Raw genomic sequence first — 26386 nt, forward strand, 5'->3', positions numbered from 1 at the left:
TATTTTTTATTCACTTTCTAATTCAATATTAATACCTAGAGACCGAATTTCTTTTAAAAGTACGTTAAAAGATTCTGGCATGCCAGGTTCCATTTGATAATTTCCATCTACGATATTTTTATACATTCTCGTTCTTCCATTTACATCATCAGATTTTACTGTTAACATTTCTTGTAATGTATAAGAAGCTCCGTATGCTTCTAATGCCCAAACTTCCATTTCACCAAAACGTTGTCCACCAAACTGAGCTTTTCCACCTAAAGGTTGTTGAGTAACTAAACTATAAGAACCAGTAGAACGAGCATGCATTTTATCGTCTACTAAATGATTTAATTTAAGCATATACATATAACCAACTGTTACAGGTCGTTCAAATTTTTCTCCTGTTCTTCCATCAAAAAGAATAATTTGACCAGAAGTTGGTAAATTTGCGAATTGTAGCATTTTTTTTATTTCATTTTCTTGCGCACCATCAAAAACTGGTGTTGAAATAGGTAATCCATTTTTAAAGTTATGTGCTAAACATAATATTTCTTCGTCTGAGAATTGATCAAAATTTACTTTTTGACGCAAGTTATCACCTAAGTTAAAAGCTTGTTGTATAAATTCGCGTAAATTGGATATATTTTGTTGATTTTTTAACATATTATTTATTTGATCCCCAATTCCCTTGGCCGCCATACCTAGATGTGTTTCTAATATTTGTCCAATATTCATACGAGAAGGAACGCCTAAAGGGTTTAAAACAATATCAACTGGTACCCCATTTGTATCATAAGGCATATCTTCAATTGGATTTATTTTTGAAATTACTCCTTTATTTCCATGTCTTCCTGCCATTTTATCACCAGGTTGAATTTGACGTTTAACAGCTAAATATACTTTAACGATTTTTAAAATTCCTGGAGCAAGATCATCACCTTGAGTGATTTTTCGACGTTGCATGTCAATTTTTTTTTCAAATTTTGATTTTAATTCATTATGTTGTTTTTCAAGTTTTTCTATTACTTTTTTTTTGTTTTTTTCTTTTATATCAATAGAAAACCATTTTTCATATGGTGTTCTATTCAGTTGTTCTAAATTAATATTAAAAGAGATTAATATTTTTTTGATATGATTAAATAAACTAGATTCAAATATTTTAAATTCTTCAGTCAGATCTTTTTTAACTTGTTTCAGCTGCATATCTTCAATTTCTAAAGTTCTTTTATCTTTTTTTACACCATCTCTTGTAAATATTTGTACGTCTATTACTGTACCTGATACACCATTAGGTACTCGTAATGATGAATCTTTGACATCTGATGCTTTTTCTCCAAAAATAGCACGTAATAATTTTTCTTCAGGTGTAAGTTGAGTTTCTCCTTTTGGAGTAACTTTTCCGACTAGTATATCACCTCCAGTGACTTCAGCTCCAATATATACAATACCTGATTCATCTAATTTTGATAATGCGGCTTCTCCTACATTAGGTATATCAGAACTAATATCTTCTGGACCTAATTTAGTATCTCGAGATATGCAAGATAATTCTTGAATATGTATAGTAGTGAAACGATCTTCTTGTACGACTCTTTCTGATACAAGAATTGAGTCTTCAAAATTGTATCCATTCCAAGGCATAAATGCTACACGCATGTTTTGTCCTAAAGCAAGTTCACCTAAATCAGTAGATGGACCATCTGCTAATACATCTCCTTTTTTAACTTGTTCACCTAATGTGACACATGGATGTTGATTAATGCAAGTGTTTTGATTTGATCGAGTATATTTAGTTAAATTATAAATATCAATTCCTGCTTCTCTAGAATGTATTTCTTTTTCATCAACTTTAATAACAATACGAGAAGCATCTACATATTGAATAAAACCATTTCTTTTAGCAACTACTGTAACTCCTGAATCTACTGCTACTGCTCGTTCTATCCCCGTTCCTACTAAAGGTTTATCTGTTTTTAAAGTAGGCACTGCTTGACGTTGCATATTCGCGCCCATTAATGCTCGATTTGCATCGTCGTGTTCAAGAAAAGGAATTAAAGATGCGCCAACAGAAACAATTTGTTGAGTAGAAACATCCATATAATCAATTTGATGAGGATGAAATAAACTGGATTCACCTTTATGTCGACATGTTATTAAATCGTCAATAAAAAAACCATTTTTATCAATATTAGTGTTAGCTTGTGCAATAATATATTTACCTTCTTCTATAGCTGATAAATAATTAATTTCCTGAGTAACTAAACTATTTTTAACTTTTCGATAAGGTGTTTCTAAAAATCCATATGAATTTGTTTGAGCATATACAGATAAAGAATTAATTAATCCAATATTTGGACCTTCTGGTGTTTCGATAGGACATACGCGTCCATAGTGAGTAGGATGAACATCTCTCACTTCAAATCCTGCTCGTTCTCTAGTTAAACCTCCTAACCCTAATGCTGAAATCCGTCTTTTATGTGTAATTTCAGATAAAGGATTATTTTGATCCATAAATTGTGATAATTGACTAGAACCAAAAAATTCTTTAACAGCAGCTGATATTGGTTTGGCATTAATTACATCTTGTGGCATAAGAGTATCTAAATCACCTATAGATAATCTTTCTTTTACAGCTCTTTCTACTCTTACAAGACCAATTCTAAATTGATTTTCTGCCATTTCACCAACTGATCTAACACGTCGATTCCCTAAATGATCAATATCATCTACTTCACCTTTTCCATTTCGAATATCAATAATTTTTTTTATTACATCAATAATATCTTCTTTATTCAAAGTTCCTGAACCTTCAATTTCTTGACGTAAAAGAGATCGATTAAATTTCATCCTACCAACAGAAGAAAGATCATATCTATCTTCAGAAAAAAATAAATTTTCAAATAAATTTTCTGTAGCTTCTTTAGTAGGTGGTTCTCCAGGTCTCATTACTCGATAAATCTCTATTAAAGCACTCATGCGATCATGAGATGAATCTATTCGTAATGTTTCTGATATATATGGACCATGATCTAAATCATTAGTAAATAATGTTTCAATATCATGAAATCCTGCTTTTTTTAATTTTTCTAATATTTCTAAAGATAATTCTGTATTAGCAGAAATAATTTTTTCGCCTGTTTTTTGATTTATATAAGTTTTAGATACAACTCTACCTAATATATATTCAGTAGGAACTATAATACATGTTATATTATCATTTTTTAATGCGTGAATATGTCTAGCAGTAATACGACGTCCTTTTTTTATATATATTTTTTCATTTTTTTTAATATCAAAAGAGGCTGTTTCACCTCTTAGTCTTTCAGGAACTAATTTTAATTTAATATCATTACCTATTTTAAATATGTTTTTTTCAAAAAAGATATTTAATATTTCTTCTGTATTATAGTTCAAAGCACGTAAAATAATACTAACGGGTAGTTTTCTGCGTCTATCAATTCTAACAAATAAATTATCTTTTGGGTCAAATTCAAAATCTAGCCAAGATCCGCGATAAGGAATAATTCTAGCATTATAAAGTACTTTTCCTGAAGAATGTGTTTTCCCTTTATCACTATCAAAAAAAACTCCAGGGCTACGATGTAATTGAGAAACTACCACTCGTTCTGTACCATTAATTATAAAAGTCCCATTGTTGGTCATTAATGGAATTTCACCCATATAAACTTCTTGTTCTTTTATATCTTTAACAGTTGCTTCTAATATTTCACGTTCATAAATTACTAAACGTAATCTTACTCTTAGTGGTGCTGAGTAAGTCGCGCCTCTTATTTGACATTCTTTTACATCAAATATAGATTCTCCTAAACGATAACTAACATATTGTAATTCAGAGTTACCGTTATAACCATAAATAGGAAATACAGAACGAAATGCTGCTTCTAAACCGTGTTGACCACTTAAATCTGGTTGGATAAATTTTTTAAAAGAATCTAATTGAATCGAAAGAAGATATGGTATATCTAAAACTTTAGGACGTTTGCCAAAATCTTTACGAATACGTTTTTTTTCAGTATAAGAGTAAACCATGGGGTTCCTAATTTCGTTGATAGATAAGTTAGAAAATTAATTTATCATTTTGTCTGAAGGGGGATACAGTTTTAGTGTTTTTAAAATATTTTTAATGTTTTAATCATTTTTTATAAATATTTTTAGAAAATGATTTAAATTTTTTTAGATCGAAAAAGCTGGTGAATTATAATCACCAGCCATATTTTAAAATTTTTTAAATTATAATGTGTATATATTATTTAATTTCTATTTCAGCACCAACATCTTCTAATTGTTTTTTGAGTGATTCTGCATCTTCTTTACTAATATTTTCTTTTAAAACTATTGGAGCTGATTCAACTAAATCTTTTGCTTCTTTTAATCCTAATCCAGTAGCACTACGTACTGTTTTAATAACTGGAACTTTATTTGGACCAATAGATTTCAAGAAAACATCAAATTCTGTTTTTTCTTCATTTGATTCTTTTTCATGATTATTGTTACTATTAAGAGACATGCTAGCAGAAACACCAAATTTTTCTTCCATAGCTGTAATAAGATCTACAACATTCATAACTGACATTTTTGATACAGCTTCTAAAATTTGTTCTTTAGTAATAGACATAAAAATCATTCCTAATAACAATAAGATTTATTTTAGATGTTTTTAATACATCAAAAATAATAACCTTAAGAGGTTTCTTTTTTTTGTTTTATAGCAGATAATGTATAAATAAGTTTACCAGAAATTAATATCTTCATTGTTAATAGAAGTTTAATTATTGCTTCTTTATAAGTTGGCATATCTGCAAGTTGATTGATTTCTAACTCGGAGAGTAATTTTCCCTCAAACGCTGCTCCTGTAATTTTAAATTGTTTATTATTTTTTGAAAATTCTTTAAATAATCTAGCACAACTACCAGGATGTATCATAGAATATCCAATAAAAGTAGAACCTTTTATTTTTTTTTTCAAACATTCAAAGTTAGTGTTTTGAATTGCTAAAGATAATAGAGTATTTTGAATAATACTCATTTTAACGCCGATTTCACGTCCAGATTTTCTTAATTGGTTAATTTTATTAACACAAATATTTTGAGAATCTGCTATTATTGCTGATAATGCTGTATTAGATAGTGTATTGATTTTAGAAACAATTATTTTTTTTTTATCAAGACTTAATGCCATTTATCAGATTCTCCTTATTTATCTTAATTGATTTTTAGAGAGATAATTTATTGCACTATTTTTTATAAAAAATTTTATACTACAAATAAAAATTTTGTTATATAATTATATTATATTTTATTGCTATCTGACTATAAATAAAGATTTTACATAACTGTATTTATTAATATATAATTAGATTTATTTTAAATAAAATAGAAACAAAACATTTAAAAAAAAGGACATTATTATAATTAATTTTTTGTATGGAGTAAAGTAAAAATAATTTTATTAAATAGATAAATTAGATGGATCAACTGTTAATCCTATACCCATAGTTGTTGATAACGTAATTTTTTTTATATATATTCCTTTTGATTGAGGTGGTTTAGATTTTTTAATAGATTCTAAAAATGTATTAAAATTTTCTTTTATATGTGTTTCAGAAAAACTAACTCGACCAATTGTAGCATGAATGATACCATTTTTATCATTTCGATATTTTACTTGTCCTGTTTTTGCATTTTGAATTGCTTGCGCTATATTTGTAGTAACTGTTCCTAATTTTAAATTAGGCATTAAATTACGAGGCCCAAGAATATGGCCTAATTGTGTTACTATTTTCATCGCATCGGGAGAGGCGATAACAGTGTTAAAATGTACACCTTCTGTTTTAATTTTATCCGCTAAATCTTGCATACCTACAAATTCTACTCCTAGTTTTTGAGCTACTTCAATATTTTCCCCTTGTGTAAAAACTGCTATTCGCACAGAACGTCCAAGACCATTTGGTAAGATAGTTGAGCCTCTTATATTTTGATCTGATTTTTTAGGATTAATTCCTAAATTAATAGCAATATCAATGCTTTCATTGAATTTTACTGTAGATTTTGTTTTTAATAGACTAATAATTTCATTAATATGATATAATTTTTTACAATCAATATTCTCTTTAATTATTTTGATTCGTTTAGTTATTTTTTTCATATTATTCCTCAATTATTAGTCCCATAGATTTTGCTGTTCCTTCAATAGATCGCATCATGCTTTCAATATTAGATCCACTCATGTCATTTTTTTTAATTTCTGCTATTTCTTTGATTTGTGCACGACTAATTTTCCCCGATATTTCAGATTTATTTTTACTAGATCCTGATTTAATACCAGATAATTTTTTTAATAATATAGACGCTGGAGGAGTTTTTGTAATAAATGTAAATGAACGATCAGTATATACTGTAATAATGACAGGTATCGGCAAACCTTTTTCCATATTTTCTGTTTTTTTATTAAATAATTTACAAAATTCCATAATATTTACACCTTTTTGTCCTAAAGCGGGCCCAATAGGTGGACTAGGGTTAGCTGTACCAGCTGAAACTTGTAGTTTAATATAAGATTGTATTTTTTTTGCCATTGTTTTCTCTTTTTTAATAAATATTTTAAAAAAAAAATATTAATTTTTTTCTACTTGTTTAAAATCAAGTTCTACAGGAGTAGATCTTCCAAAAATAGAAACAGATACTTTTAATCTACTTTTATCATAGTCTACTTCTTCTACTACACCATTAAAATCTGAAAAAGGACCATCATTAACACGAATCATTTCTCCTGGTTCAAATAAAGTTTTAGGTCTTGGTTTATCTCCAATTTGACGCAGTCTATTCACAATAATTTCTACTTCTTTATCACTAATAGGTGAAGGTTTATCTGATTTTCCGCCAATAAATCCTAACACTTTAGGAATATTTCTAATTAAATGCCAAGTTGAATCTGTCATAATCATGTGAATTAATACATATCCAGGAAAAAATTTATATTCGCTTTTTCTACGTTGGCCACCTCTGATTTCAACTACTTCTTGAGAAGGAACCATGACTTCTCCAAAGAAATCATGCATATCATTTAATTTTACATGTTCGCGTATTGACTGTGCTACACGACTTTCAAAACCAGAAAAAGCTTGTAATACGTACCATTTTTTTTTTATTTTCATACATTTTTAGAACCTTAAACTAATAATAAATGCTATCAAACGAAATATTATACTATCTATGCACCATAATAGAAAAGAAATAAGAATTGTGACAGAAATGATAATTAAAGTAGTATATAAAGTATCTTTATATGTAGGCCATATAATTTTTTTCATTTCTTTTGTTGACATAATTATACATGATATTATGTGTTTCCCTTTTTTTGTAGATATAAAAACTCCTCCTATACATAAGATTAAAAGCAATGTAATAAATATACGAATTAATAATTGTGTTGTATAAAAATAGTATGTAAAAAACAATAATAAAAGAAAAAAAAATAATATAGATAACCATTTTATTTTTTCTAGAATTTTAGATTTTTGTTGATTATGGTTGTTTTTATTCATGCATACTCCTGAACACTCTAAAAGAATAGTAGAAAAAATATTTTTATATGGTCAATATTTATTTGTTAAGATTACTCAAAAAAAATAAATTATTTTTTTAAAAATAGATTGATGGATTGTGAGGTAAGTTAAGCATTTATTCACAATAAAGTATTAGGTGAGATGTATGATAAATGATTTGAAAATAATTTAAACTAAAATAAAGAAGATATCAAATAATTTCTATCATGCTGATACCCAGAATTGAACTGGGGACCTCACCCTTACCAAGGGTGTGCTCTACCTACTGAGCCATATCAGCAAATTTTATTTTTTTATATTTTTTTAAGCGGACAGCGGGAATTGAACCCGCGTCATCAGCTTGGAAGGCTGAGGTAATAGCCATTATACGATGTCCGCATTTATATAATTTTTAATATTTTTATGGTGGGAGAAGGATTCGAACCTTCGAAGTCTATGACATCAGATTTACAGTCTGCTCCCTTTGGCCGCTCGGGAATCCCACCTATAATGATTTAATAATTATTATATTATATTAATAATTTGCCGGCTACCGGAATTGAACTGGTGACCTACTGATTACAAGTCAGTTGCTCTACCTGCTGAGCTAAGCCGGCTATATTTTATGTTATTATTAATTTTCAAAAAGATTACATTCTTTTTTAATAAAATATATTATATAATTTTTAAATGGTATTGCAAGTTTTTTATCGTAAATAATTATTTTATATCTATTATATCTATTTAATATACTTTGTGATTTAAAACATCTAATGATTTTATTTTTCCGAATGCTCCAATGAAATCTATTTCTGGTTCTAATGAGATATGAAATTTATTTAAAATACATGAATGTATTATTTTTGCTAATTGTATAATATCTTGGGGAGTAGCATTTTTTTTATTAATTAAGATAAGTTTTTGTTTTTGATAAATACTTGCATCACCAATATGTATATTATTAAATTTATAATTATCAATCAACCAACCAGCAGAAATTTTTACTAAACTATTTTTTTGAGGGAAATATGGTATGCTTTTATATAAAGATATAAGTTTTTTTAGTTTTTTTTGTGTAATAATAGGATTTTTAAAAAAACTACCAGCATTACCAGTTTTCTTTGGATCAGGTAGTTTATTTTTACGTATTTTACATATTATATTAAATATTTGATATGCATTAATATTTTTTTTTTGAATATAATGTTTCATTGAAGATAAGATAATAGGTTTCCAATTTTTTAATATTTTTATTCCCACTTTAATAATTGCGTATTCATTTTCGTATTTATATTTAAAAATACTATTTCGATAAGAAAATTGACAAAATTTTTTATATATTTTCATTTTTGTACAATTTTTTAAGGATAGAATTTCAACATATTGACAGATATCTTTAAATTCTAGACCATATGCTCCGATATTTTGAATTGCTGCAGATCCGATGTAACCAGGAATGAATGCTAAATTTTCTAATCCAAAAATACCTAAATTTAAAGTTAATTTTACTAAATTATGCCATTTTTCCCCTGAACTAACATGTAATAACCAAGAGTCATGTTGTTCAATTATCTTAATACCTTTAATACGATTAAAAATTACTACTCCTGTATAATTTTGTAAAAATAATATATTACTTGCTTCACCTAAAATTATATAAGGAATATTATACAATTTACATTTTTTTGATATCTCAATTAGTTGCTGAATTGTTGTCACAAAAACAATTTTTTTTGCTGTAATATCTATAGCAAAAGTATTTAAATGTTTTAATGATGGATTACGAGAACATTTTTTTTTATACATAGTATGTGCAATAATGATATTATTAAGGTAATAAATATATATTTTTTATATGTTATATTAGTTTTTAAAACATTTTATACACAATAAATGGAATGTAAAAATGAATATATTATCTGAATATTATCAAGATATATTGAATCAAAAAATAGAAAATATAAAAAATAGTATACATTGTTCTTTTGAATTTTTTCCACCTAAAACAAATGCTTTAAAACAAAATTTATGGTTGACTATTAATAAACTAACTACATTAAAACCACAATTTTTTTCTGTGACTTATGGAGCAAATAGCGGGGAACGTCAACAAACATATAATATTGTAAAAAAAATACGAGAAAAAACAGGAATTATTACTGCAGCTCATTTAACTTGTGTTAATTCCACTCCTCGTCAATTAAAATATATAGCAGAAAAATATTGGAATAATGGAATTAAGAATATTGTTGCACTAAGAGGAGATATAATAGAAAAAAATTATCAACATACTATGTATGCTTCAGATTTAATCATGTTATTAAAAAAAATAGCTGATTTTGATATTTCTGTAGCAGCGTATCCTGAATTACATCCAGAATCAAAGAATTCTAAAGCAGATATTATTAATTTAAAAAAGAAAATTGATGCAGGTGCAAATAGAGCTATTACTCAATTTTTTTTTAATGTAGATTGTTATTTAGAGTTTCGTGAGAATTGTATAAAAAATGGAATTACAGTTGAAATTATACCTGGAATTTTGCCGATTTATAATTTTAAACAATTACAACGTTTTTTGAAAATGACTAATGTTACAATACCTAAATGGATGTTAAATATGTTTTATGGATTAGATAATGATATATTTACACAAAAAATTATAGGAACAAATATAGCAATAGATATGATAAAAAAATTGTCTTCTGAAGGAATAAAAAATTTTCATTTTTACACTTTAAATCAATTAGATATGACTTATTCTATTTGTAATATTTTAGGTTTATAATTTTATTTATAATACTTTTATAATGCCAGTCATAAAAGTGTCTGTGTAATACATACTTTTAATATAATTGATATTTTGATAAATAATTAGAATATTTTTTATATATATTTAAGTATTTTAAATATTTTATTTTTTAATTATTGAGATACAAAATTTTATTAGTTATGTATTAAATAAAATGTTTAGATTTATATATATATTATTTTTAAAACAGTTGCAATATAGTTTGTTAATTTTTTGTTATTTTATCTTTATTTATTAATTTTTTGAATGGTCAAGAAAAAATTTAGATGATTCGATAATTTAAATAAAAAATATTATTTTTATTTTAATAAAATAAATTAGTTTGTTTGATTAAATAAATAGTATATCACTGATATTTAATTGAAATTTAACATATAAAAATATAAAATTATATGTTTATTAATCATTTTATATTGTATTTTTTATATAATCATTAAAAATTTACTATAAACAATATTTTAATAAAAAAATATATCAATAAAAACATATACAGTTGTTATAAATTTGATTCAGTATCATATTTCATTAAAAATAATTATTTTTATTTTAATAGAGCGTTTAATTATTAAAATTTTTTCAATTTGATATAGATATTAATTTTTTATATTAATTATTAATTACAGATTTTTTTTAAATAGATTATATAATAATACAGATATTTTAATGAATTATCAATTAAAAAAATAATTAATCATCATTTTATTCAAATATATTTATATAAATATAGATATATTATGCAATATATTTTATTAAAAAAAATGCTATTTTTTTATTAGAGAGATTATATGTTGTTAAGCGATTTTTTTTTAAATGTAATAATATAAAAGTTAAAATAACTAGAGAATAATTTATATTATATTCAACAATAATTATTATATAGTAATTTTTATACACAAAATAAATTTTATATCTATTGTTAATAAAAATTATTAAAAATCATTTTTATGAAAGATTAATTATAGTTAAAAGTAATATATTTTTTATTTTTTAAGAAATAGTTTGTTTGTTATTTAAATAATAATTTTATATATAGACACAAAATATAAAAATAATAGAAACGAATAATATTGAATTAAAACAATAAAAAAGGTAGTTATGATTATTAAAATTATTGAATTTCAAATAAATCTAAATTTAACAGAATTGTTATTGTAAAAATAAATTATTCTTACAATTATAACTTTTAGTAATTTAGTAAATACTAAATTATTATTACTTCATAAGTATAAACATTTTAATTTAGATATTTATAATTTTGTCATCAAATAGGATGAGTTTAAATATATGAAAAAAAGTCAGCATAAAAAGGTTGTTTTAGCATATTCTGGAGGTTTAGACACTTCAGCAATCATTCCATGGCTGAAAGAAAATTATAATTTTGAAGTTATTGCTTTTGTAGCTGATATAGGACAATCTAAACAAGATTTAGATGAAATTAATCAAAAGTCTATACATTCTGGTGCATCTAGTTGTTATATTGCAGATTTAAAAGAAGAATTTATAGAAGACTATGTCTATCCTATTTTAAAAACTGGAGCTTTATATGAAGGTAGTTATTTATTAGGCACAGCAATGGCTAGGCCTATTATTGCCAAAAAACAAGTGGAATTAGCATTAAATATTAATGCAAATGCATTATGTCATGGTGCTACAGGAAAAGGTAATGATCAAGTTCGTTTTGAAATGGCATATGCAGCATTAGCTCCACATTTAAGAATTATAGCTCCATGGAGAGAGTGGCATCTTAATTCTAGAGAATCATTACTAAAATATTTACATCAAAAAAATATTTCTACAACTGCAACAGTCGAAAAAATTTATAGTAAAGATGAAAATGCTTGGCATATTTCAACAGAAGGAGGATTGCTTGAAAATCCTTGGAATAGATCTAATAAAGATTGCTGGAGTTGGACGGTAGATCCTGAAGATGCTCCAAATCAACCTGAATATGTTTCACTTATTTTAAAATCTGGTTGTGTTATATCAGTTAATAATATCAATTTAAAACCTAGCAAATGTGTTGAAATGCTTAATAAATTAGGTTCTAAACATGGTATTGGTAGAATTGATATTGTTGAAAATAGATTAGTTGGGATGAAATCTAGGGGATGTTATGAAACACCAGGAGGTACGATTATTATGACAGCTATAAAAGCGCTTGAGCAATTAGTTTTAGATCGTGAAAGTTTTCAGTGGAGAGAAAAACTAGCATTAGAAATGTCTTCTGTAGTTTATGATGGACGCTGGTTTACTCCAATACGTGAATCTTTACAAGCAGCTGCAAATTCATTATCACAACAAATAACAGGAGAAGTTGTTTTAAAATTATTTAAAGGTGTCGTAACAGCTATTCAAAAAAAATCTCCTTATTCACTATATTCTGAAGAATATGCAACTTTTGGAAAAGATGAAGTTTACAAACAATCTGATGCAGATGGTTTTATTCGTTTATTTTCTTTATCTTCTAGAATACGCGCACAAAATGCACTTAAATAATTTTATTAAAAATAGAACGATACTTTTTTATTAAAAAATTTAATTATATTTATAATTTTATCGAGATAATATATGGCACTTTGGGGCGGACGATTTATTGGTGAATCAAATAAATTATTTAAAAAATTTAATACTTCTTTATCATTTGATTATATCTTAGCACAAGAAGATATAACGGCTTCAATTGCTTGGTCTAAAATTTTAATGAAGAGTAACATTCTTAGTAAAAAAGAACAAATTACAATTGAGCATGCACTTGTTGAATTATTAAAAGAAATTAAAATTAACAGTAAAAATATTCTTTTAAGTGATTGTGAAGATATTCATAGTTGGGTTGAAGAACAATTAATTAATAAAATTGGAGAATTAGGTAAAAAATTACATACTGGTCGTAGTCGAAATGATCAAATCACAACTGATTTAAAGTTATGGTGTAGAAAAATAATTGATATTTTATTAGATAATCTTATTAAGTTACAAATAAGATTTATTATTCTTGCTGAAGCTAATAAAAATGTTATTATGCCAGGTTACACACATTTACAAAGAGCCCAACCAATTACTTTTGCTTATTGGTGTTTAGCATATGTAGAAATGTTAAAACGAGATGTTAGTCGTTTAAAAAATATTTTAAAAAGATTAAATATTAGTCCTCTTGGTTCAGGTGCTCTTTCTGGTACAGCATGGAACATTGATCGTGAAGAACTTGCTGTATCTCTTGGATTTCATTCTGCAACAAATAATGCACTAGATAGTGTTTCTGATCGTGATTATGTCATTGAATTATTATCTACTGCTTCTATAAGTATGATGCATCTCTCAAGATTTTCTGAAGATATCATTTTTTTTAATTCAGGTGAAGCGAATTTTATTGAATTATCTGATGCTATTACATCTGGTTCATCATTAATGCCTCAAAAAAAAAATCCAGATGCATTAGAATTAATTCGATCTAAATGCGGTCGTGTTTATGGTTCTTTAATGTCTATTTTAGTCATATTAAAATCTCTTCCATTATCTTATAATAAAGATATGCAAGAAGATAAAGAAGGTTTATTTGATGCCATAAAAACATGGAATAATTGTTTATGCATGACTATTTTAGTTTTAAAAAATATAAAAATAAAACATGATATATGTCGCCAAGCTGCAGAAGCAGGTTATGCTAATGCAACAGAAATTGCAGATTATTTAGTCAAAAAAGGCTTAACGTTTCGTGAAGCTCATAAAATATCTGGTCAAATAGTACTTCATGCAATTAAATTACACCAACCTTTACATTCTTTAACATTATCTATATTTCATATTTATAGTAATCTTATTGAAGATGATATATATAAACATATTACTTTAGAATCTTGTCTCTTAAAAAGAATATCAAAAGGTGGTGTAGCACCATATCAAGTTGATCAAGAAATAATAACAGCAAAAAAACGATTAAATATTTTTTAATATATTTTATTTTCTATAAAATACTATTGATTTACATTGATTAACTAGCATTTAAAATTTTTTAAATGCTCAGTTAATTTATTTATAAAATATAAAATATTAGGAAATATCATTTATGCAAGATTTATTTTTGTTTATTAGTGAACATATTGTATTAGTCAGTTTTTGGTTTTTTTGTTTAATTATGTTATTTTTTTCTTCTACTAAAAACATATTTATACAATCAAAAATTATTAATAATATTCAAGCAATTAAGTTAATTAATGAAGATAAAGCAATTGTTTTTGATACTCGTACTGCTGAAATTTTTAAAACAGGACATATTATAAATTCTATTAATATTCCATTAGAAAATATTTTTTTAGGAAATGTTAATCAAATAAAAAAATATAAGATTTTTCCTATTATTCTTATTTTAAATAATACATATGAGTATAATAAGTGTATGAAAGAACTATTAAAACATGGATTTAAGAATGTTTATATTTTAAAGAATGGTTTATATGATTGGAATTTAGAAAATTTACCTTTGTTTGTTAAAAAAATAGATCATTAATCATTTTTATACTAAAAAAAGTTTTTTATGTATTGTTTTATAAATAATATTTTTTAATAAAAATATTTACATATCATTAATTAACAAAAAAAATTTTATTTTTGGACATATTATGTTAGATGAAAAAAATCAAAAAGAATTTTTTGAAATTAAACGTATTTATATAAAAGATGCTTCTTTTGAAGCTCCTAATACACCTAATATTTTTTATTATGACTGGATACCAAATGTTAAATTAAATATCAATAATACAGTAAAAGAAATAGAAAAACATATGTTTGAAATTGTTTTGAAAATACAGATTACAGTTAAAATTCAAGAACAATTAGCATTTTTATGTGATTTAGATCAAGCTGGTATTTTTTTAATTATTCAGATAAATCAACAAAAATTAAAACATTGTTTATATTCTGATTGTCCAAATATTTTATTTCCTTATGCTCGTTCTAATATTTCTAATTTAATATCTCATGGAAGTTTTCCTCCAATTAATCTTGCACCTATTAATTTTGATGCTCTTTATGAGAATCATATTAAATTAAAAGAATATCAATAAAATAATTAATATAATATGTCGATGTTTAATAATGCAAATATCAAAATATTATTACAATTATTATAATATCATGTCAGGAGAAAATAATGTATTTTTTGAAAATATCAAAAATATGGCGCAAAATACTTAATCAAACTTATTTATTTTCAAAAAAAGAACCAATCTTATCAAATTTTTATTATAATTCTATATTACAACACAAAAGTTTTATTAATGCTTTAAGTTATATATTAGCAAATAAATTATCTACATCTATTTTTCCTAAAAAAACTCTTCAAAAGATATTTGATCATGTATATTTAGAGAATCATTGTATGTTAAAATATATAGTACGAGATATTGAAGCTATTTTAGAACGTGATCCAGCAGTAAATAATTATTTAATACCTCTTTTATATTTGAAAGGTTTTCATGCTTTAGAAGCATATAGAATTAGCCATTATTTATGGCGTATCAATAAAAAATCATTATCACAATATTTACACAGTAGAATATCTTCTGAATTTTCAGTAGATATTCATCCAGCTGCATATATTGGATCTGGTGTCATGTTAGATCATGCAAATGGTATTGTTATTGGTGAAACTGTTAATATAGAAGATGATGTTTCAATTTTTCATTCTGTTACTTTAGGTAGTACTGGTAAAGATTTAGGAAAAAATAGACATCCTACTATTCGAAGAGGAGTGATAATTGGTGCAGGCGCCAAAATTTTAGGTAATATTGAAATCGGATTAAAAGCTAAGATAGGGGCTGGTGCAGTAGTTGTAAAAAATATTCCTGCTTATGTTACAGTCGTTGGTACACCAGCTAAAATTATAAATAATCTAGATAATAAAAAACAATTTTTACAAGAACAAAAAAATAATGTATCTTATTTAAATAATTTTCAATATGGTGATGGAATTTAATAAATTTTATATATAAAATAAAAACTTCTGTTTTATAAAAACTATGATTAATATACTTATATTAATACAGAAGTTTTATTTTATATTTAATTAATTAAAATTTAATCATCTAAAAAACTACGTAATACTTCTGATCTACTTGGATGACGTAATTTTCTTAATGCCTTAGCTTCTATTTGTCGTATTCTTTCTCTAGTAACATCAAATTGTTTTCCCACTTCTTCTAAAGTGTGATCAGTATTCATATCAATTCCAAAACGCATACGTAGTACTTTTGCTTCACGAGCTGTTAAACCTGATAACACATCATGTGTTGCTGATCTTAAACTTTCAGATGTAGCAGAATCTAATGGTAATTCTAAAGTTGTATCTTCTATGAAATCTCCTAAATGTGAATCATCATCATCTCCAATTGGAGTTTCCATAGAGATTGGTTCCTTAGCTATTTTTAATACTTTTCTAATTTTATCTTCAGGAATAAACATTTTTTCAGATAATTCTTCTGGCGTTGGTTCTCGTCCTATTTCTTGTAACATTTGTCTAGAAATACGATTTAATTTATTAATTGTTTCAATCATATGTACTGGAATTCGAATTGTTCGAGCTTGGTCAGCAATAGAACGAGTAATTGCTTGACGAATCCACCAAGTAGCATATGTGGAAAATTTATAACCTCGACGGTATTCAAATTTATCAACAGCCTTCATTAAACCAATATTTCCCTCTTGTATTAAATCTAAGAATTGTAAACCTCTATTTGTATATTTTTTTGCAATAGAGATCACTAGTCTTAAATTAGCTTCTACCATTTCTTTTTTTGCACGTTTAGCTTTTAGTTCTCCAATAGACATGCGTTTATTAATATCTTTTACTTGTTCAATTGTTAAGCCTGTTTCTTTTTCTATTTCAATTAATTTTTTTATACTGATAAACACATCATCTTGAACTTTTGTTAAGTTTTCAGACCATGGTTGATTTTTATTTTGTTCTTGAATAAACCAAACATGATCGATATTTTGAACTGGAAAAATTTTAAGAAAATTTTTTTTTGGCATTTTACAAATATCAACACATAATTTTATAATAATTCTTTCTTGTTTTCTTACTCTTTCCATCATATTTCGCATGTTATTAACTAAATGATCAAATTGTTTTGGAACTAATCGAAATTGCTTAAATATTTCTGATAAATGATAAATTTCTAATAATGAATCTTCATGTTTTCTATTTTTATTTTTTATAGTTTTATTAGTATTATTATATTGCATACGTAATGCAGAAAATTTTTCATTAGCTAGTTCTGGATCAATAGAATGATCGTCTTCATGATTTTCGTGATCTTCTTCATTGTTTTGTTCTTCTTCTAAGAGTTCAGAACCTATATGTAGAGCTGTCGGGGAAAATATTTCTTCTGCATTCGGATCAACAAATCCTGTTATTATATCTGATAATCGTATTTGTCCAGTTTTTACACGATCATATTGATCAAGAAGGTATGTAATTGCTTCTGGATATTCTGAGACTGAGCATTGAACTTGATTAATACCTTCTTCAATACGTTTAGCTATATCAATTTCTCCTTCTCGTGTTAACAATTCAACAGTTCCCATTTCTCTCATATACATGCGAACAGGATCTGTAGTTCGTCCTAATTCTGATTCTACACTAGATAGTACTTGAGTTGCTGCTTCAACTGCATCTTCATCGGTATCTGTATTAATTTCATTTAAGATTAGATCATCAGCGTCAGGTGCTTCTTCAACTACTGGAATGCCCATATCATTGATCATTTGAATAATATCATTAATTTGTTCAGAATCAATTATATCTTCTGGTAAATGATCATTAACTTCAGAATAAGTTAAATATCCTTGCTCTTTTCCGTGTGTTATAAGTAGTTTAAGTTGCGACTGTGGGTTTTGATCCATAATACGGTATCCAGATTGTATTAATTTAATGAATATTAATTGACTGTTTAGTCAATAATGAGTAATAAAATGATTATAAAAATTTTCAAGCAATGAATAAATATGAAAATATTTAGTTAATATTATATTTTTTATAAAATTTAATATTATTTTTTAGATAATGCTTTATTGATAGACCAAATTTCTTTTTTTTCATTAATTGTTAGTCCTTTTATTCTTTCTTGAGCAATCAGATATTCTTGTCTTGCTTCAAGAATTTTATTATATATATTAGTTAACAAATCTAAAAACATATTTTGAATTTCTTTTTTAACAATCATATGATCCCATTTAGATAATATTTTTAAAATATTAATAATTTTTGTATTTCTATATAATTCTAATAATTGACCTGTATTAATATTAGGATAATCGAGACATGTTTGTAATATTTCTAGAAAAATAGGGAGTCCTTTTAATTTAAATTTTTGAAATTTTACTATTTCAGGAGCGGCTTTTGATAAACTTGGATTTTGCACAAGCAAGCTTATTAATATACGCATTGGAGTATATTTAATTTGAAAATGTGATCTATATTTTTTTTTAATTTCTTTTTCATATAAAAATTTTTCAAATTGATCATCATCTAAAATTCCTATCATTCTTGCTAATATTTGACGTAAATAAATTCGAATTGTATCACTAGAAATCGTATTAATTAATGGTAAAGCACGAGCACTTAAATAAAATTTATCATCATTAGATGATAAATTAACATTTTTTAGTATATTTTTAAAAAAAAATTTTGACATGGTTATTGCATTATTAATACGTTTTTGAAATTTTTCTCGACCTTCTTTTCTAATAATAGTATCAGGATCTTCATTATTTGGTAATAATATAAATTTTAATGTTTTTGTTTCTGATATATATGGTAGTGCTTTTTTTAAAGTTTGCCAGGCTGCATTTTTTCCTGCTTCATCACCATCATAGCAGTATATAACTAAATTTGTATTTTGAAATAAAAGTTGAATATGTTCACTAGTTGTTGCAGTACCTAAAGAAGAAACAACATAATTTATATTATATTGAGTCAATGTAATAACATCAATGAATCCTTCTACAACTAATAAGTATAAAGGTTTAGAACATTTTTGTTTAACTTGATACAATCCATAAATTTGTTTGCGTTTATAAAAAATATATGTTTCAGGTGAGTTCAAATATTTTGGTAAGATATTATTTAATGTACGACCTCCAAAACCTACAATTCTACCATGATGATCTTGTATAGGAAATACAATACGTCCCTGTAATCTATCATATTTATATCCTTTAGCATTAATTGCAATAATATTATGCGTTAATAATTCTTGTTCAAATATTTTATTGATTTTTAATTTTGTGCAAAACTCATTCCAGTTAAAACTAGAAACTCCAATTAAAAAAAAATCAACCATTTTTTTATTAATACCTCTATCAGACAAATATTTTTTTGCTGAATTAGTAAAATTAATATTTTCTTGATATAATTTACACATTTTCTGCATTAATAAATATAATGTTTGTTTTTTAAAATATAAGTTATGTTGAGTAGTTTGTTCAAATGGGATATTCATACCATGCATTAACGCTAGTTCTTCAATACTTTCTATAAAACTTAAATGTTCATATTGTATTAAAAAATCAATAGCATTGCCATGTGCATTACATCCAAAACAATAGTAAAATTGTTTTTCTTTATTAACAGTAAACGATGGAGTGTTATCATCATGAAAAGGACAATTAGCTTTATAGTTTTGACCGCATTTTTTTAAGATCAATCTTCTATTAATTAATTCTACAATATTTGTACGAAATAGTAGTTCAGTAATAAAATCTTTAGGTATTTTTCCAGGCATATATTTTAGTATATTATATTTGTTTCCGTTCTTAAAAAAAGAACGGTTTTTATAGTTATGTATCTTTTAATGCATTTAGTACATACGAATACGTCTTGCATTTTCCCGTGTTAGTTTTTTTGCAAGGCGTTTTATAGCGGAAGCTTTAGCACGTTTACGTTCAGTAGTTGGTTTTTCATAAAATTCTCTACGACGAATTTCAGCTAATATTCCAGCTTTTTCACAAGATCTTTTAAATCGACGCAGTGCTACATCGAATGGTTCATTTTCTCGAACTTTTATTATTGGCATATAAGATTAACCTCAATTGTAAATAAAATAAAAAATTATAAAGATTTTAAATAATAGATCCTATATCAATCAGTATGATATTGTAAAGTATCATTTTTTATAAAATTCATTTGTTTAGATAATATTAATTTTTAAAGTAGTATTAAAGAGATTTTGATTATAAAACGTTAATTATTAGGTACAAATTTATGAAAATATTAGGTATTGAAACATCTTGTGATGATACAGGTGTAGCGATTTATGATAGTAAAAAAGGATTATTAATTAATAAAATATACAATCAAAAAAAAATAAATAATATTTATGGAGGTATTATCCCAGAATTAGCATCTCGAGAACATATGCAAGCAATAATTTTGTTATTAAGAAAAATTTTTAAAAAATACAATGTTTCTCAAGAGATTGATTTAATTGCATATACTGCAGGACCTGGTTTAGTCGGATCGTTATTAGTAGGAGCAACATTTGCATGTACATTAGGATTATCTTTAAATATACCTGTTTTACCTGTAAATCATATGGAAGCACATCTTTTATCACCAATGTTAAATTTCAAATCTATTAAATTTCCATTTATTGGATTATTAGTATCAGGAAAACATACAGAAATTATTGCGGCTTATAAATTTGGTGAATATGAAATATTAGGCAATTGTTTAGATGATGCGGTTGGTGAAGCATTCGATAAAACTGCAAAATTGTTAGGATTAACATATCCCGGTGGTCCAGAATTGTCGAATTTAGCACGTAAAGGAATTAAAAATATATTATATTTTCCAAGACCTATGATACATCATGCTAGTTTAAATTTTAGTTTTTCTGGTTTAAAAACTTTTGCAGCTCAAGTCATTAAAAGGTGTAATCAAAGTATACAAGAAAAAGCAAATATTGCAAGAGCATTTGAAGATGCGGTAATTGATATATTATTAATTAAGACTAAAAAAGCATTAAAAATAAAAAAATGGAATCGTTTAATTATCGCTGGTGGTGTTAGTGCAAATTTTTGTTTACGAAAAAAAGCAAAAGACATGATACAAAAATACTTTAATGGAGAAGTATTTTTCTCTGACTTACAGTATTGCACGGATAATGGTGCTATGATTGCACAAATTGGATATATGAGAGCAAAAGAAGCAAATAATCCTCAATTAGAAATATTAGTCAAACCAAAATGGTCTATTAGTGATTTATGTTTGTGATATAAAAAATTAAATCTTTTATGGTTAATATTTGCATATTTTTATATTCAGCAAATTTAACAATATCAGGTGTACGGGCCATAGTACCATCTTTGTTTGTTAATTCACAAATTACTCCAGAAGGTTTAAAACCTGCTAAGGAAACAATTTCTATAGCAGCTTCTGTATGTCCTGCTCTTGATAAAACACCTCCATGATTAGCTCTTAATGGAAAAACATGTCCTGGTCTATTTAAATCGTCAGGTTTGGCATTATCAGCAATAGCAGTTTGGATAGTAGTTAATCTATCTTGAGCTGATACGCCAGTAGAAATACCTTTTGAAGCTTCGATTGTTACTGTAAAACCCGTACGATATAGACTAGTATTTTTTTTTACCATCATAGGTAAATTAAGTTGTTGACGTTTAGATTCAGTAATACATAGACATACTATACCACTACCATATCGAATAGTTAATGCCATTTGTTCTACTGTCATGTTTTCGCATGCAAAAACTAGATCTCCTTCATTTTCACGAGTTTCATCGTCTAATATAATAATTCCCTGACCAGATTGTAAAGCTAATATTGATTTTTGAACTCGCTCTATAGATGTTCCAAATTTAGATGGGAGTATTCGATTCATTATAACAACCTTAATAAAGTTAAATTATTAACAAATAAAATTGTATTGATTATATTTTATTTAAGTTATTATTTTATTTTTTAAATATAGATAATTTTCTGACACTTAAAATTTATATATTATATATTGAATGCAGTGCAAGAGCAATGTAGAAAACTTTAGTTTAATAATATTTTATTTTTATTATGAAAATCTTTTAATGTAATCATTTTGATTCATAATATATATGATTGATAAAATTTTTTAAAAAATTATTAAATATAAAGTATTTTTTATTTCAGTTGACGATTTAAAACCATATTTAATTCGTTAATAGTTATTGTTTCAGTACCAATTTTTTTTATAACTATACCAGCACTAAGATTAGCATAAAAACATGCCTCTTCTAAAGAATAACCTGATGCTAAAGCGGTAGCAATAATTGCAATTACTGTATCTCCTGCTCCAATTACATCGTAAGCTTTTTTAGAACTTGCTGGAAAATGTATAGGCTTTTTTTGTTTTTGAAATAAAGTCATTCCATTTTTAGATCGTGTAACAAGCAATGCTGATAATTTAAGTTTAGATAATAATTGTTTTCCTTTTTCTAAAATATCATTTTCTTGATGACATTTTCCAACTATTTTTTCAAATTCAGAAAGATTTGGAGTTAATAAACTAGCTCCAGAATATTTATCAAAATTTAAACCCTTCGGATCTATCAGTATAGGAATAGACATTTTTTTTGTAAAATGAATTATTTGTTTTATATTTTTTAAGGTTCCTTTTGCATAATCTGATAATACTAAAATTTTATATTTTGATAATGAATCAAGAATTTTTTGATGTAAAATATCTATATCATTAGTAAAATATTGTTCTTGTAAATCTACTCTCAGTAATTGTTTTTCGTCTGATAAAATTCTAATTTTAGTAATAGTTTTATTATTTTTGATAGAAATTAAGTCATAATAAATTTTAATATGATTCAGTAATCTTTTTAATATTAATCCTTCATAGTCCATACCAATAAATCCAATGATTTTACAAAAACCTCCAATTTCTGCAATATTTTTAGCTACATTAGCAGCACCTCCTGGTTGTTCTTTAATTTTTTTAATGGGTATTATTGGAGTATTATTTTCGAGTAGCTTACAATGATTTTTACTATACCAATAGCAGTCTAATATTAGATCTCCAACAACTAGAATAAGTGAATTATTAAAATTAATTAATTTTTTTTTCATAATTTGCTCTTTATAAATAAATATTATTTTAAATATCAAAATGTAATATTATTCTTAATAAGATATAGTGTAATTAATATTTAAATTGACAATTGAAATTAATAAGATAATTTTTTATATATTATCTGTTATCTTATTACAATATTTAATTATTTAAAATAAAAAATAATTATTACAGTAATTGATTTTTATTTTTTATAGAATAAATTTTGATTATTTTAGTGTGAGATCTTAAATATGAAGATATATTTAGTAGGAGGAGCAGTTCGTGATTCATTATTAAATTTACCTGTTAAAGATAAAGATTGGGTAATAGTAGGTGGAACAGAAAAACTATTATTAGAAAAAAAATTTCGACAAGTTGGAAAAGATTTTCCAGTTTTTTTACATCCAGAAACAAATGAAGAATATGCTTTAGCAAGAAAAGAACGAAAATCTGGAAAAGGATACACTGGTTTTGATACTGATTATAATTCTAATATTACTCTAGAAGATGATTTAATCAGACGAGATTTAACCATGAATGCTATTGCTCAAGATGAATATGGTAATTATATTGATCCTTTTGAAGGGAAAAAAGATATTAAATGTAGACTGATACGACATGTATCAGAATCTTTTATAGAGGATCCTCTTCGAGTTTTGCGTACAGCTAGATTTGCTGCATCATTAGTTCATTTAGGCTTTACCATTGCAAAAGAAACTATGATTTTAATGCAAACTATAGTGAAAAAAAAAGAATTATTATATTTAACTGCTAATAGAATATGGAATGAAACAGAAAAGGCTTTTAAAACATCTCATCCTCATGTATATTTTCAAGTATTATATCAATGTAATGCATTACATTTTTTTTTTCCAAGTATACAATTTATATATGAAAAAAATTTTTTTTTAGACTTTAATTATTTTAAACCATTATATAATCAATATTCAGTATTAATGAGGTTAGCGAAAATATCAATGGAATATAAAGATATTGATATTCGTTTTGCTTGTTTATGTCAATTTATATCAGTGTATAATAGTATATATAAAAAATTTTCAAATATTTTTTTTGATGTATCTTCCGCTTCAATTGTACTTAATATATGTAAACGTTTTCATATTCCGTCTTATATTAGAGAAATAGCAGTATTACATACAGGTTTTTATTATTTTTTAAATACAATTTATTATCAAAAAACTGAAAGTATTATAAATTTTTTTTCAAAAATTGATGCTTGGAGAAAACCTGAACGTGTTGAAAAAATAGCAATTTTAACTAATTTTAATTTTTTGTATCAATTAGAAACACAAAATTCTGATATTCTGCCAGGATTATTTTTAAAACAATGTTTTTCTATCGTAAGAAATATTTCTGTTCAATCTATTTTAAAAAAAGATTTCCAAGGATCTCAAATTAAAGAAGAATTAATGCGTTTAAGAATTAAAAAATTAGAACTTTGGCGCTATAAAATAAATAAAGTATATTTTTTTAAAGTTAAAATTTTTTAAATTAATTTTTTATAACAAAATAAATTAATCCAGATATTATCAAACGATATATTCCAAAAAATATTAGCGATGTTTTATTTAATATTTTTAATAGACATCTAATACACAGAAAAGAAACTAAAAAAGAAATTAAGCATCCTATAAACAATATTGGAATATCTGATATTTTAATATTCGCTATATTATTTAATAATTCAAAAAAAGATGCTCCTATTAATAATGGAATAGATATTATAAAAGAAAATTCTATTGCAACTGATTTTTTGATACCTAATAGAATAGCAGTTGCTATAGTAGATCCAGATCTTGAAAAACCAGGATATAAAGAAAAAATTTGAAATAATCCAATGATAATTGCTTGTCGTAAACTAATATTTTTAATATGATCTATTGTATGTTTTTTAGGTTGAAATATTTCAGAAAATATTAAAAATATTCCACCTAATATTAATGAAAATATAACATTTTCTAGATAAAATAATTGTTTAATTTGATGATAAAATATCAATCCAAATAATATTGTTGGTAAAATTGATAAAATAATATGTATATTTTTTGTTTTTTTTTTTGTTTTTGTGTGTTTGATTATATTAAAAATTGTATGTCGAAAAAAATATAATGTAGATAATGTAGAACCAAATTGGATAAATATTTCTAATATTTTTATTTTGTTATTTTCTATTTGTAAATAATGAGAAGCAATAATCATATGTCCTGTCGAAGAAATAGGAAGAAATTCTGTAATTCCTTCTATTATACCGATAATAATTGAAGTAATAACTTGATATAAATTAAGCATTTTTTTCCTGTGAAAATATTTGATATCAATAGTATTATAATTGTAATATTTATATAAAATAATAAAACGGTACTAAATAACAGCACCGTTTTTTTATATTCAAAATTAATTGTATAAAGATATAATAATTGTTTTCCCAGCAATAATGGTACCAGATGACTTTTCTATTTTTTTAAAATTTTCCATATTAGATATTATAACAGGAGTGAAAACAGACTTAGCATTATTTTTTAAAAAATCTAAATCAAATGTAATAATTTCATCTCCTATTTTTACTTTTTGGTTATCCTTAGCTTTTGTTTTAAATCCTTCTCCTTTTAATTGAACTGTATCAATACCAAAATGGACAAACAATTCTACATTATCTTCTGAAATAATTGAAAAAGCATGTTTACTTTCAAATATTTTACCAATAGTTCCATTCACTGGTGCAAGTATCTGATTTCCCGATGGTTTAATAGCAATTCCGTCACCTACAATTTTTTTAGAAAAAACAGGATCTGGTATATCTTCTAGTTTTATAATATCACCTGATAAAGGTGCAAAAATTTCTATTTTTTTAGAAAAATTGCTTTTTTTACTATTAAAAAAATCAGAAAAGAAACTCATTTTTTT

Annotated in this window: 23 protein-coding genes and 4 tRNA genes; 8 read left to right on the forward strand and 19 right to left on the reverse strand. The window is 25.1% G+C overall.

Translation table 11 applies throughout. From position 1 onward, the window contains the following. Positions 1-6 precede the first annotated feature (6 nt). From rpoB to murB, 12 genes are all read right to left on the reverse strand, one after another. Positions 7-4032, reverse strand: coding sequence for a DNA-directed RNA polymerase subunit beta (gene rpoB / locus BUAMB_RS00170; protein WP_014499772.1), 4026 nt, complete (start codon positions 4030-4032; stop codon positions 7-9). 217 nt (positions 4033-4249) lie between these two features. After that, positions 4250-4618 carry a 50S ribosomal protein L7/L12 gene (gene rplL, locus BUAMB_RS00175; RefSeq protein WP_014499773.1) on the reverse strand — a complete coding sequence of 123 codons (369 nt, stop codon included), beginning with the start codon at positions 4616-4618 and terminating at the stop codon, positions 4250-4252. Positions 4619-4683: 65 nt separating this feature from the next. After that, entirely contained in the window at positions 4684-5181 is a 498-nt protein-coding gene (rplJ, locus tag BUAMB_RS00180) for a 50S ribosomal protein L10 (RefSeq protein WP_014499774.1), read from the reverse strand. A gap of 270 nt (positions 5182-5451) precedes the next feature. After that, positions 5452-6147, reverse strand: coding sequence for a 50S ribosomal protein L1 (gene rplA / locus BUAMB_RS00185; RefSeq protein WP_014499775.1), 696 nt, complete (start codon positions 6145-6147; stop codon positions 5452-5454). Between the two features lies 1 nt (position 6148). Continuing rightward, positions 6149-6577, reverse strand: coding sequence for a 50S ribosomal protein L11 (gene rplK, locus BUAMB_RS00190; protein WP_014499776.1), 429 nt, complete (start codon positions 6575-6577; stop codon positions 6149-6151). Positions 6578-6616: 39 nt separating this feature from the next. Further along, positions 6617-7156 (reverse strand): transcription termination/antitermination protein NusG, encoded by a 540-nt coding sequence (gene nusG, locus BUAMB_RS00195; RefSeq protein ID WP_014499777.1) that lies wholly within the window; start codon positions 7154-7156, stop codon positions 6617-6619. Positions 7157-7162: 6 nt separating this feature from the next. Beyond that, a complete protein-coding gene (secE, locus tag BUAMB_RS00200) occupies positions 7163-7546 on the reverse strand; it encodes a preprotein translocase subunit SecE (protein ID WP_014499778.1) in 384 nt (127 codons plus the stop codon). A gap of 228 nt (positions 7547-7774) precedes the next feature. After that, a tRNA-Thr gene (locus BUAMB_RS00205) sits at positions 7775-7847 on the reverse strand. A gap of 26 nt (positions 7848-7873) precedes the next feature. Then, positions 7874-7945 (reverse strand) — tRNA-Gly (locus BUAMB_RS00210). Between the two features lie 25 nt (positions 7946-7970). After that, positions 7971-8052: transfer RNA gene (locus BUAMB_RS00215), tRNA-Tyr, on the reverse strand. Positions 8053-8090: 38 nt separating this feature from the next. Further along, positions 8091-8163 (reverse strand) — tRNA-Thr (locus BUAMB_RS00220). 127 nt (positions 8164-8290) lie between these two features. Then, positions 8291-9352, reverse strand: coding sequence for a UDP-N-acetylmuramate dehydrogenase (gene murB / locus BUAMB_RS00225; RefSeq protein WP_014499779.1), 1062 nt, complete (start codon positions 9350-9352; stop codon positions 8291-8293). Positions 9353-9452: 100 nt separating this feature from the next. Between murB and metF the strand changes: the two genes are divergently transcribed. From metF to cysE, 6 genes are all read left to right on the forward strand, one after another. Beyond that, positions 9453-10331, forward strand: a complete 879-nt coding sequence (gene metF / locus BUAMB_RS00230) for a methylenetetrahydrofolate reductase (protein ID WP_014499780.1) — start codon at positions 9453-9455, stop codon at positions 10329-10331. Between the two features lie 1308 nt (positions 10332-11639). Beyond that, positions 11640-12851: an argininosuccinate synthase gene (locus BUAMB_RS00235; protein ID WP_014499781.1), complete on the forward strand. Its 1212-nt coding sequence runs from the start codon at positions 11640-11642 to the stop codon at positions 12849-12851. A gap of 72 nt (positions 12852-12923) precedes the next feature. Next, entirely contained in the window at positions 12924-14303 is a 1380-nt protein-coding gene (argH, locus tag BUAMB_RS00240) for an argininosuccinate lyase (protein ID WP_014499782.1), read from the forward strand. Between the two features lie 115 nt (positions 14304-14418). Further along, complete coding sequence (locus tag BUAMB_RS00245; RefSeq protein WP_014499783.1) at positions 14419-14859, forward strand: rhodanese-like domain-containing protein; 441 nt, start codon at positions 14419-14421, stop codon at positions 14857-14859. Positions 14860-14971: 112 nt separating this feature from the next. Continuing rightward, a complete protein-coding gene (gene secB, locus BUAMB_RS00250) occupies positions 14972-15415 on the forward strand; it encodes a protein-export chaperone SecB (RefSeq protein WP_014499784.1) in 444 nt (147 codons plus the stop codon). 86 nt (positions 15416-15501) lie between these two features. Further along, positions 15502-16326 (forward strand): serine O-acetyltransferase, encoded by an 825-nt coding sequence (gene cysE, locus BUAMB_RS00255; protein ID WP_014499785.1) that lies wholly within the window; start codon positions 15502-15504, stop codon positions 16324-16326. A 101-nt stretch (positions 16327-16427) separates the two neighbouring features. Here the strand turns inward: cysE and rpoD are convergent, their stop codons facing one another. The 3 genes from rpoD to rpsU all read right to left on the reverse strand — a co-directional run bounded on the left by rpoD (position 16428) and on the right by rpsU (position 20425). Further along, positions 16428-18254 carry an RNA polymerase sigma factor RpoD gene (rpoD, locus tag BUAMB_RS00260; protein ID WP_014499786.1) on the reverse strand — a complete coding sequence of 609 codons (1827 nt, stop codon included), beginning with the start codon at positions 18252-18254 and terminating at the stop codon, positions 16428-16430. 146 nt (positions 18255-18400) lie between these two features. Next, positions 18401-20134, reverse strand: coding sequence for a DNA primase (dnaG, locus tag BUAMB_RS00265; protein ID WP_014499787.1), 1734 nt, complete (start codon positions 20132-20134; stop codon positions 18401-18403). 75 nt (positions 20135-20209) lie between these two features. Continuing rightward, entirely contained in the window at positions 20210-20425 is a 216-nt protein-coding gene (rpsU, locus tag BUAMB_RS00270) for a 30S ribosomal protein S21 (RefSeq protein WP_011053591.1), read from the reverse strand. Positions 20426-20613: 188 nt separating this feature from the next. On the opposite strand from rpsU, the gene tsaD reads away from it, so the two are divergent. Next, on the forward strand, positions 20614-21624 hold the full coding sequence (gene tsaD / locus BUAMB_RS00275) for a tRNA (adenosine(37)-N6)-threonylcarbamoyltransferase complex transferase subunit TsaD (RefSeq protein ID WP_014499788.1): 1011 nt from the start codon (positions 20614-20616) through the stop codon (positions 21622-21624). On the opposite strand, the gene ribB is transcribed toward tsaD, so the two are convergent. After that, entirely contained in the window at positions 21605-22249 is a 645-nt protein-coding gene (gene ribB, locus BUAMB_RS00280) for a 3,4-dihydroxy-2-butanone-4-phosphate synthase (protein ID WP_014499789.1), read from the reverse strand. The genes tsaD and ribB overlap by 20 nt on opposite strands. Positions 22250-22521: 272 nt before the next feature. Next, positions 22522-23475 carry a D-glycero-beta-D-manno-heptose-7-phosphate kinase gene (rfaE1, locus tag BUAMB_RS00285; protein WP_014499790.1) on the reverse strand — a complete coding sequence of 318 codons (954 nt, stop codon included), beginning with the start codon at positions 23473-23475 and terminating at the stop codon, positions 22522-22524. Positions 23476-23712: 237 nt separating this feature from the next. On the opposite strand from rfaE1, the gene BUAMB_RS00290 reads away from it, so the two are divergent. Beyond that, the gene (locus BUAMB_RS00290) at positions 23713-24972 is read left to right on the forward strand and encodes a tRNA CCA-pyrophosphorylase (protein ID WP_014499791.1); all 1260 of its coding nucleotides are present in this window, start codon (positions 23713-23715) and stop codon (positions 24970-24972) included. A gap of 1 nt (position 24973) precedes the next feature. Here the strand turns inward: BUAMB_RS00290 and BUAMB_RS00295 are convergent, their stop codons facing one another. Together BUAMB_RS00295 and crr are read right to left on the reverse strand one after the other, a co-directional pair. Further along, positions 24974-25771, reverse strand: a complete 798-nt coding sequence (locus BUAMB_RS00295; RefSeq protein ID WP_014499792.1) for an undecaprenyl-diphosphate phosphatase — start codon at positions 25769-25771, stop codon at positions 24974-24976. Positions 25772-25876: 105 nt separating this feature from the next. After that, positions 25877-26380 carry a PTS glucose transporter subunit IIA gene (gene crr / locus BUAMB_RS00300; protein ID WP_014499793.1) on the reverse strand — a complete coding sequence of 168 codons (504 nt, stop codon included), beginning with the start codon at positions 26378-26380 and terminating at the stop codon, positions 25877-25879. Positions 26381-26386: the final 6 nt, after the last annotated feature.

Source organism: Buchnera aphidicola str. Ua (Uroleucon ambrosiae) (genome assembly GCF_000225465.1).
In the GTDB taxonomy this organism is placed as follows: Bacteria; Pseudomonadota; Gammaproteobacteria; order Enterobacterales; family Enterobacteriaceae; genus Buchnera; species Buchnera aphidicola_B.

Excerpts from the sequence above, each read along its gene's own strand:
- BUAMB_RS00290 (WP_014499791.1), top strand. The coding sequence starts at position 23,713 with ATGAAGATATATTTAGTAGGAGGAGCAGTTCGTGATTCATTATTAAAT.
- rplA (WP_014499775.1), bottom strand. The coding sequence starts at position 6,147 with ATGAAAAAAATAACTAAACGAATCAAAATAATTAAAGAGAATATTGAT.
- murB (WP_014499779.1), bottom strand. The coding sequence starts at position 9,352 with ATGTATAAAAAAAAATGTTCTCGTAATCCATCATTAAAACATTTAAAT.
- argH (WP_014499782.1), top strand. The coding sequence starts at position 12,924 with ATGGCACTTTGGGGCGGACGATTTATTGGTGAATCAAATAAATTATTT.
- rplK (WP_014499776.1), bottom strand. The coding sequence starts at position 6,577 with ATGGCAAAAAAAATACAATCTTATATTAAACTACAAGTTTCAGCTGGT.
- secB (WP_014499784.1), top strand. The coding sequence starts at position 14,972 with ATGTTAGATGAAAAAAATCAAAAAGAATTTTTTGAAATTAAACGTATT.
- rpoD (WP_014499786.1), bottom strand. The coding sequence starts at position 18,254 with ATGGATCAAAACCCACAGTCGCAACTTAAACTACTTATAACACACGGA.
- secE (WP_014499778.1), bottom strand. The coding sequence starts at position 7,546 with ATGAATAAAAACAACCATAATCAACAAAAATCTAAAATTCTAGAAAAA.
- dnaG (WP_014499787.1), bottom strand. The coding sequence starts at position 20,134 with ATGCCTGGAAAAATACCTAAAGATTTTATTACTGAACTACTATTTCGT.
- rpoB (WP_014499772.1), bottom strand. The coding sequence starts at position 4,032 with ATGGTTTACTCTTATACTGAAAAAAAACGTATTCGTAAAGATTTTGGC.
- metF (WP_014499780.1), top strand. The coding sequence starts at position 9,453 with ATGAATATATTATCTGAATATTATCAAGATATATTGAATCAAAAAATA.
- rfaE1 (WP_014499790.1), bottom strand. The coding sequence starts at position 23,475 with ATGAAAAAAAAATTAATTAATTTTAATAATTCACTTATTCTAGTTGTT.
- BUAMB_RS00235 (WP_014499781.1), top strand. The coding sequence starts at position 11,640 with ATGAAAAAAAGTCAGCATAAAAAGGTTGTTTTAGCATATTCTGGAGGT.
- crr (WP_014499793.1), bottom strand. The coding sequence starts at position 26,380 with ATGAGTTTCTTTTCTGATTTTTTTAATAGTAAAAAAAGCAATTTTTCT.
- cysE (WP_014499785.1), top strand. The coding sequence starts at position 15,502 with ATGTATTTTTTGAAAATATCAAAAATATGGCGCAAAATACTTAATCAA.
- rpsU (WP_011053591.1), bottom strand. The coding sequence starts at position 20,425 with ATGCCAATAATAAAAGTTCGAGAAAATGAACCATTCGATGTAGCACTG.
- rplL (WP_014499773.1), bottom strand. The coding sequence starts at position 4,618 with ATGTCTATTACTAAAGAACAAATTTTAGAAGCTGTATCAAAAATGTCA.
- BUAMB_RS00245 (WP_014499783.1), top strand. The coding sequence starts at position 14,419 with ATGCAAGATTTATTTTTGTTTATTAGTGAACATATTGTATTAGTCAGT.
- nusG (WP_014499777.1), bottom strand. The coding sequence starts at position 7,156 with ATGAAAATAAAAAAAAAATGGTACGTATTACAAGCTTTTTCTGGTTTT.
- BUAMB_RS00295 (WP_014499792.1), bottom strand. The coding sequence starts at position 25,771 with ATGCTTAATTTATATCAAGTTATTACTTCAATTATTATCGGTATAATA.
- tsaD (WP_014499788.1), top strand. The coding sequence starts at position 20,614 with ATGAAAATATTAGGTATTGAAACATCTTGTGATGATACAGGTGTAGCG.
- rplJ (WP_014499774.1), bottom strand. The coding sequence starts at position 5,181 with ATGGCATTAAGTCTTGATAAAAAAAAAATAATTGTTTCTAAAATCAAT.
- ribB (WP_014499789.1), bottom strand. The coding sequence starts at position 22,249 with ATGAATCGAATACTCCCATCTAAATTTGGAACATCTATAGAGCGAGTT.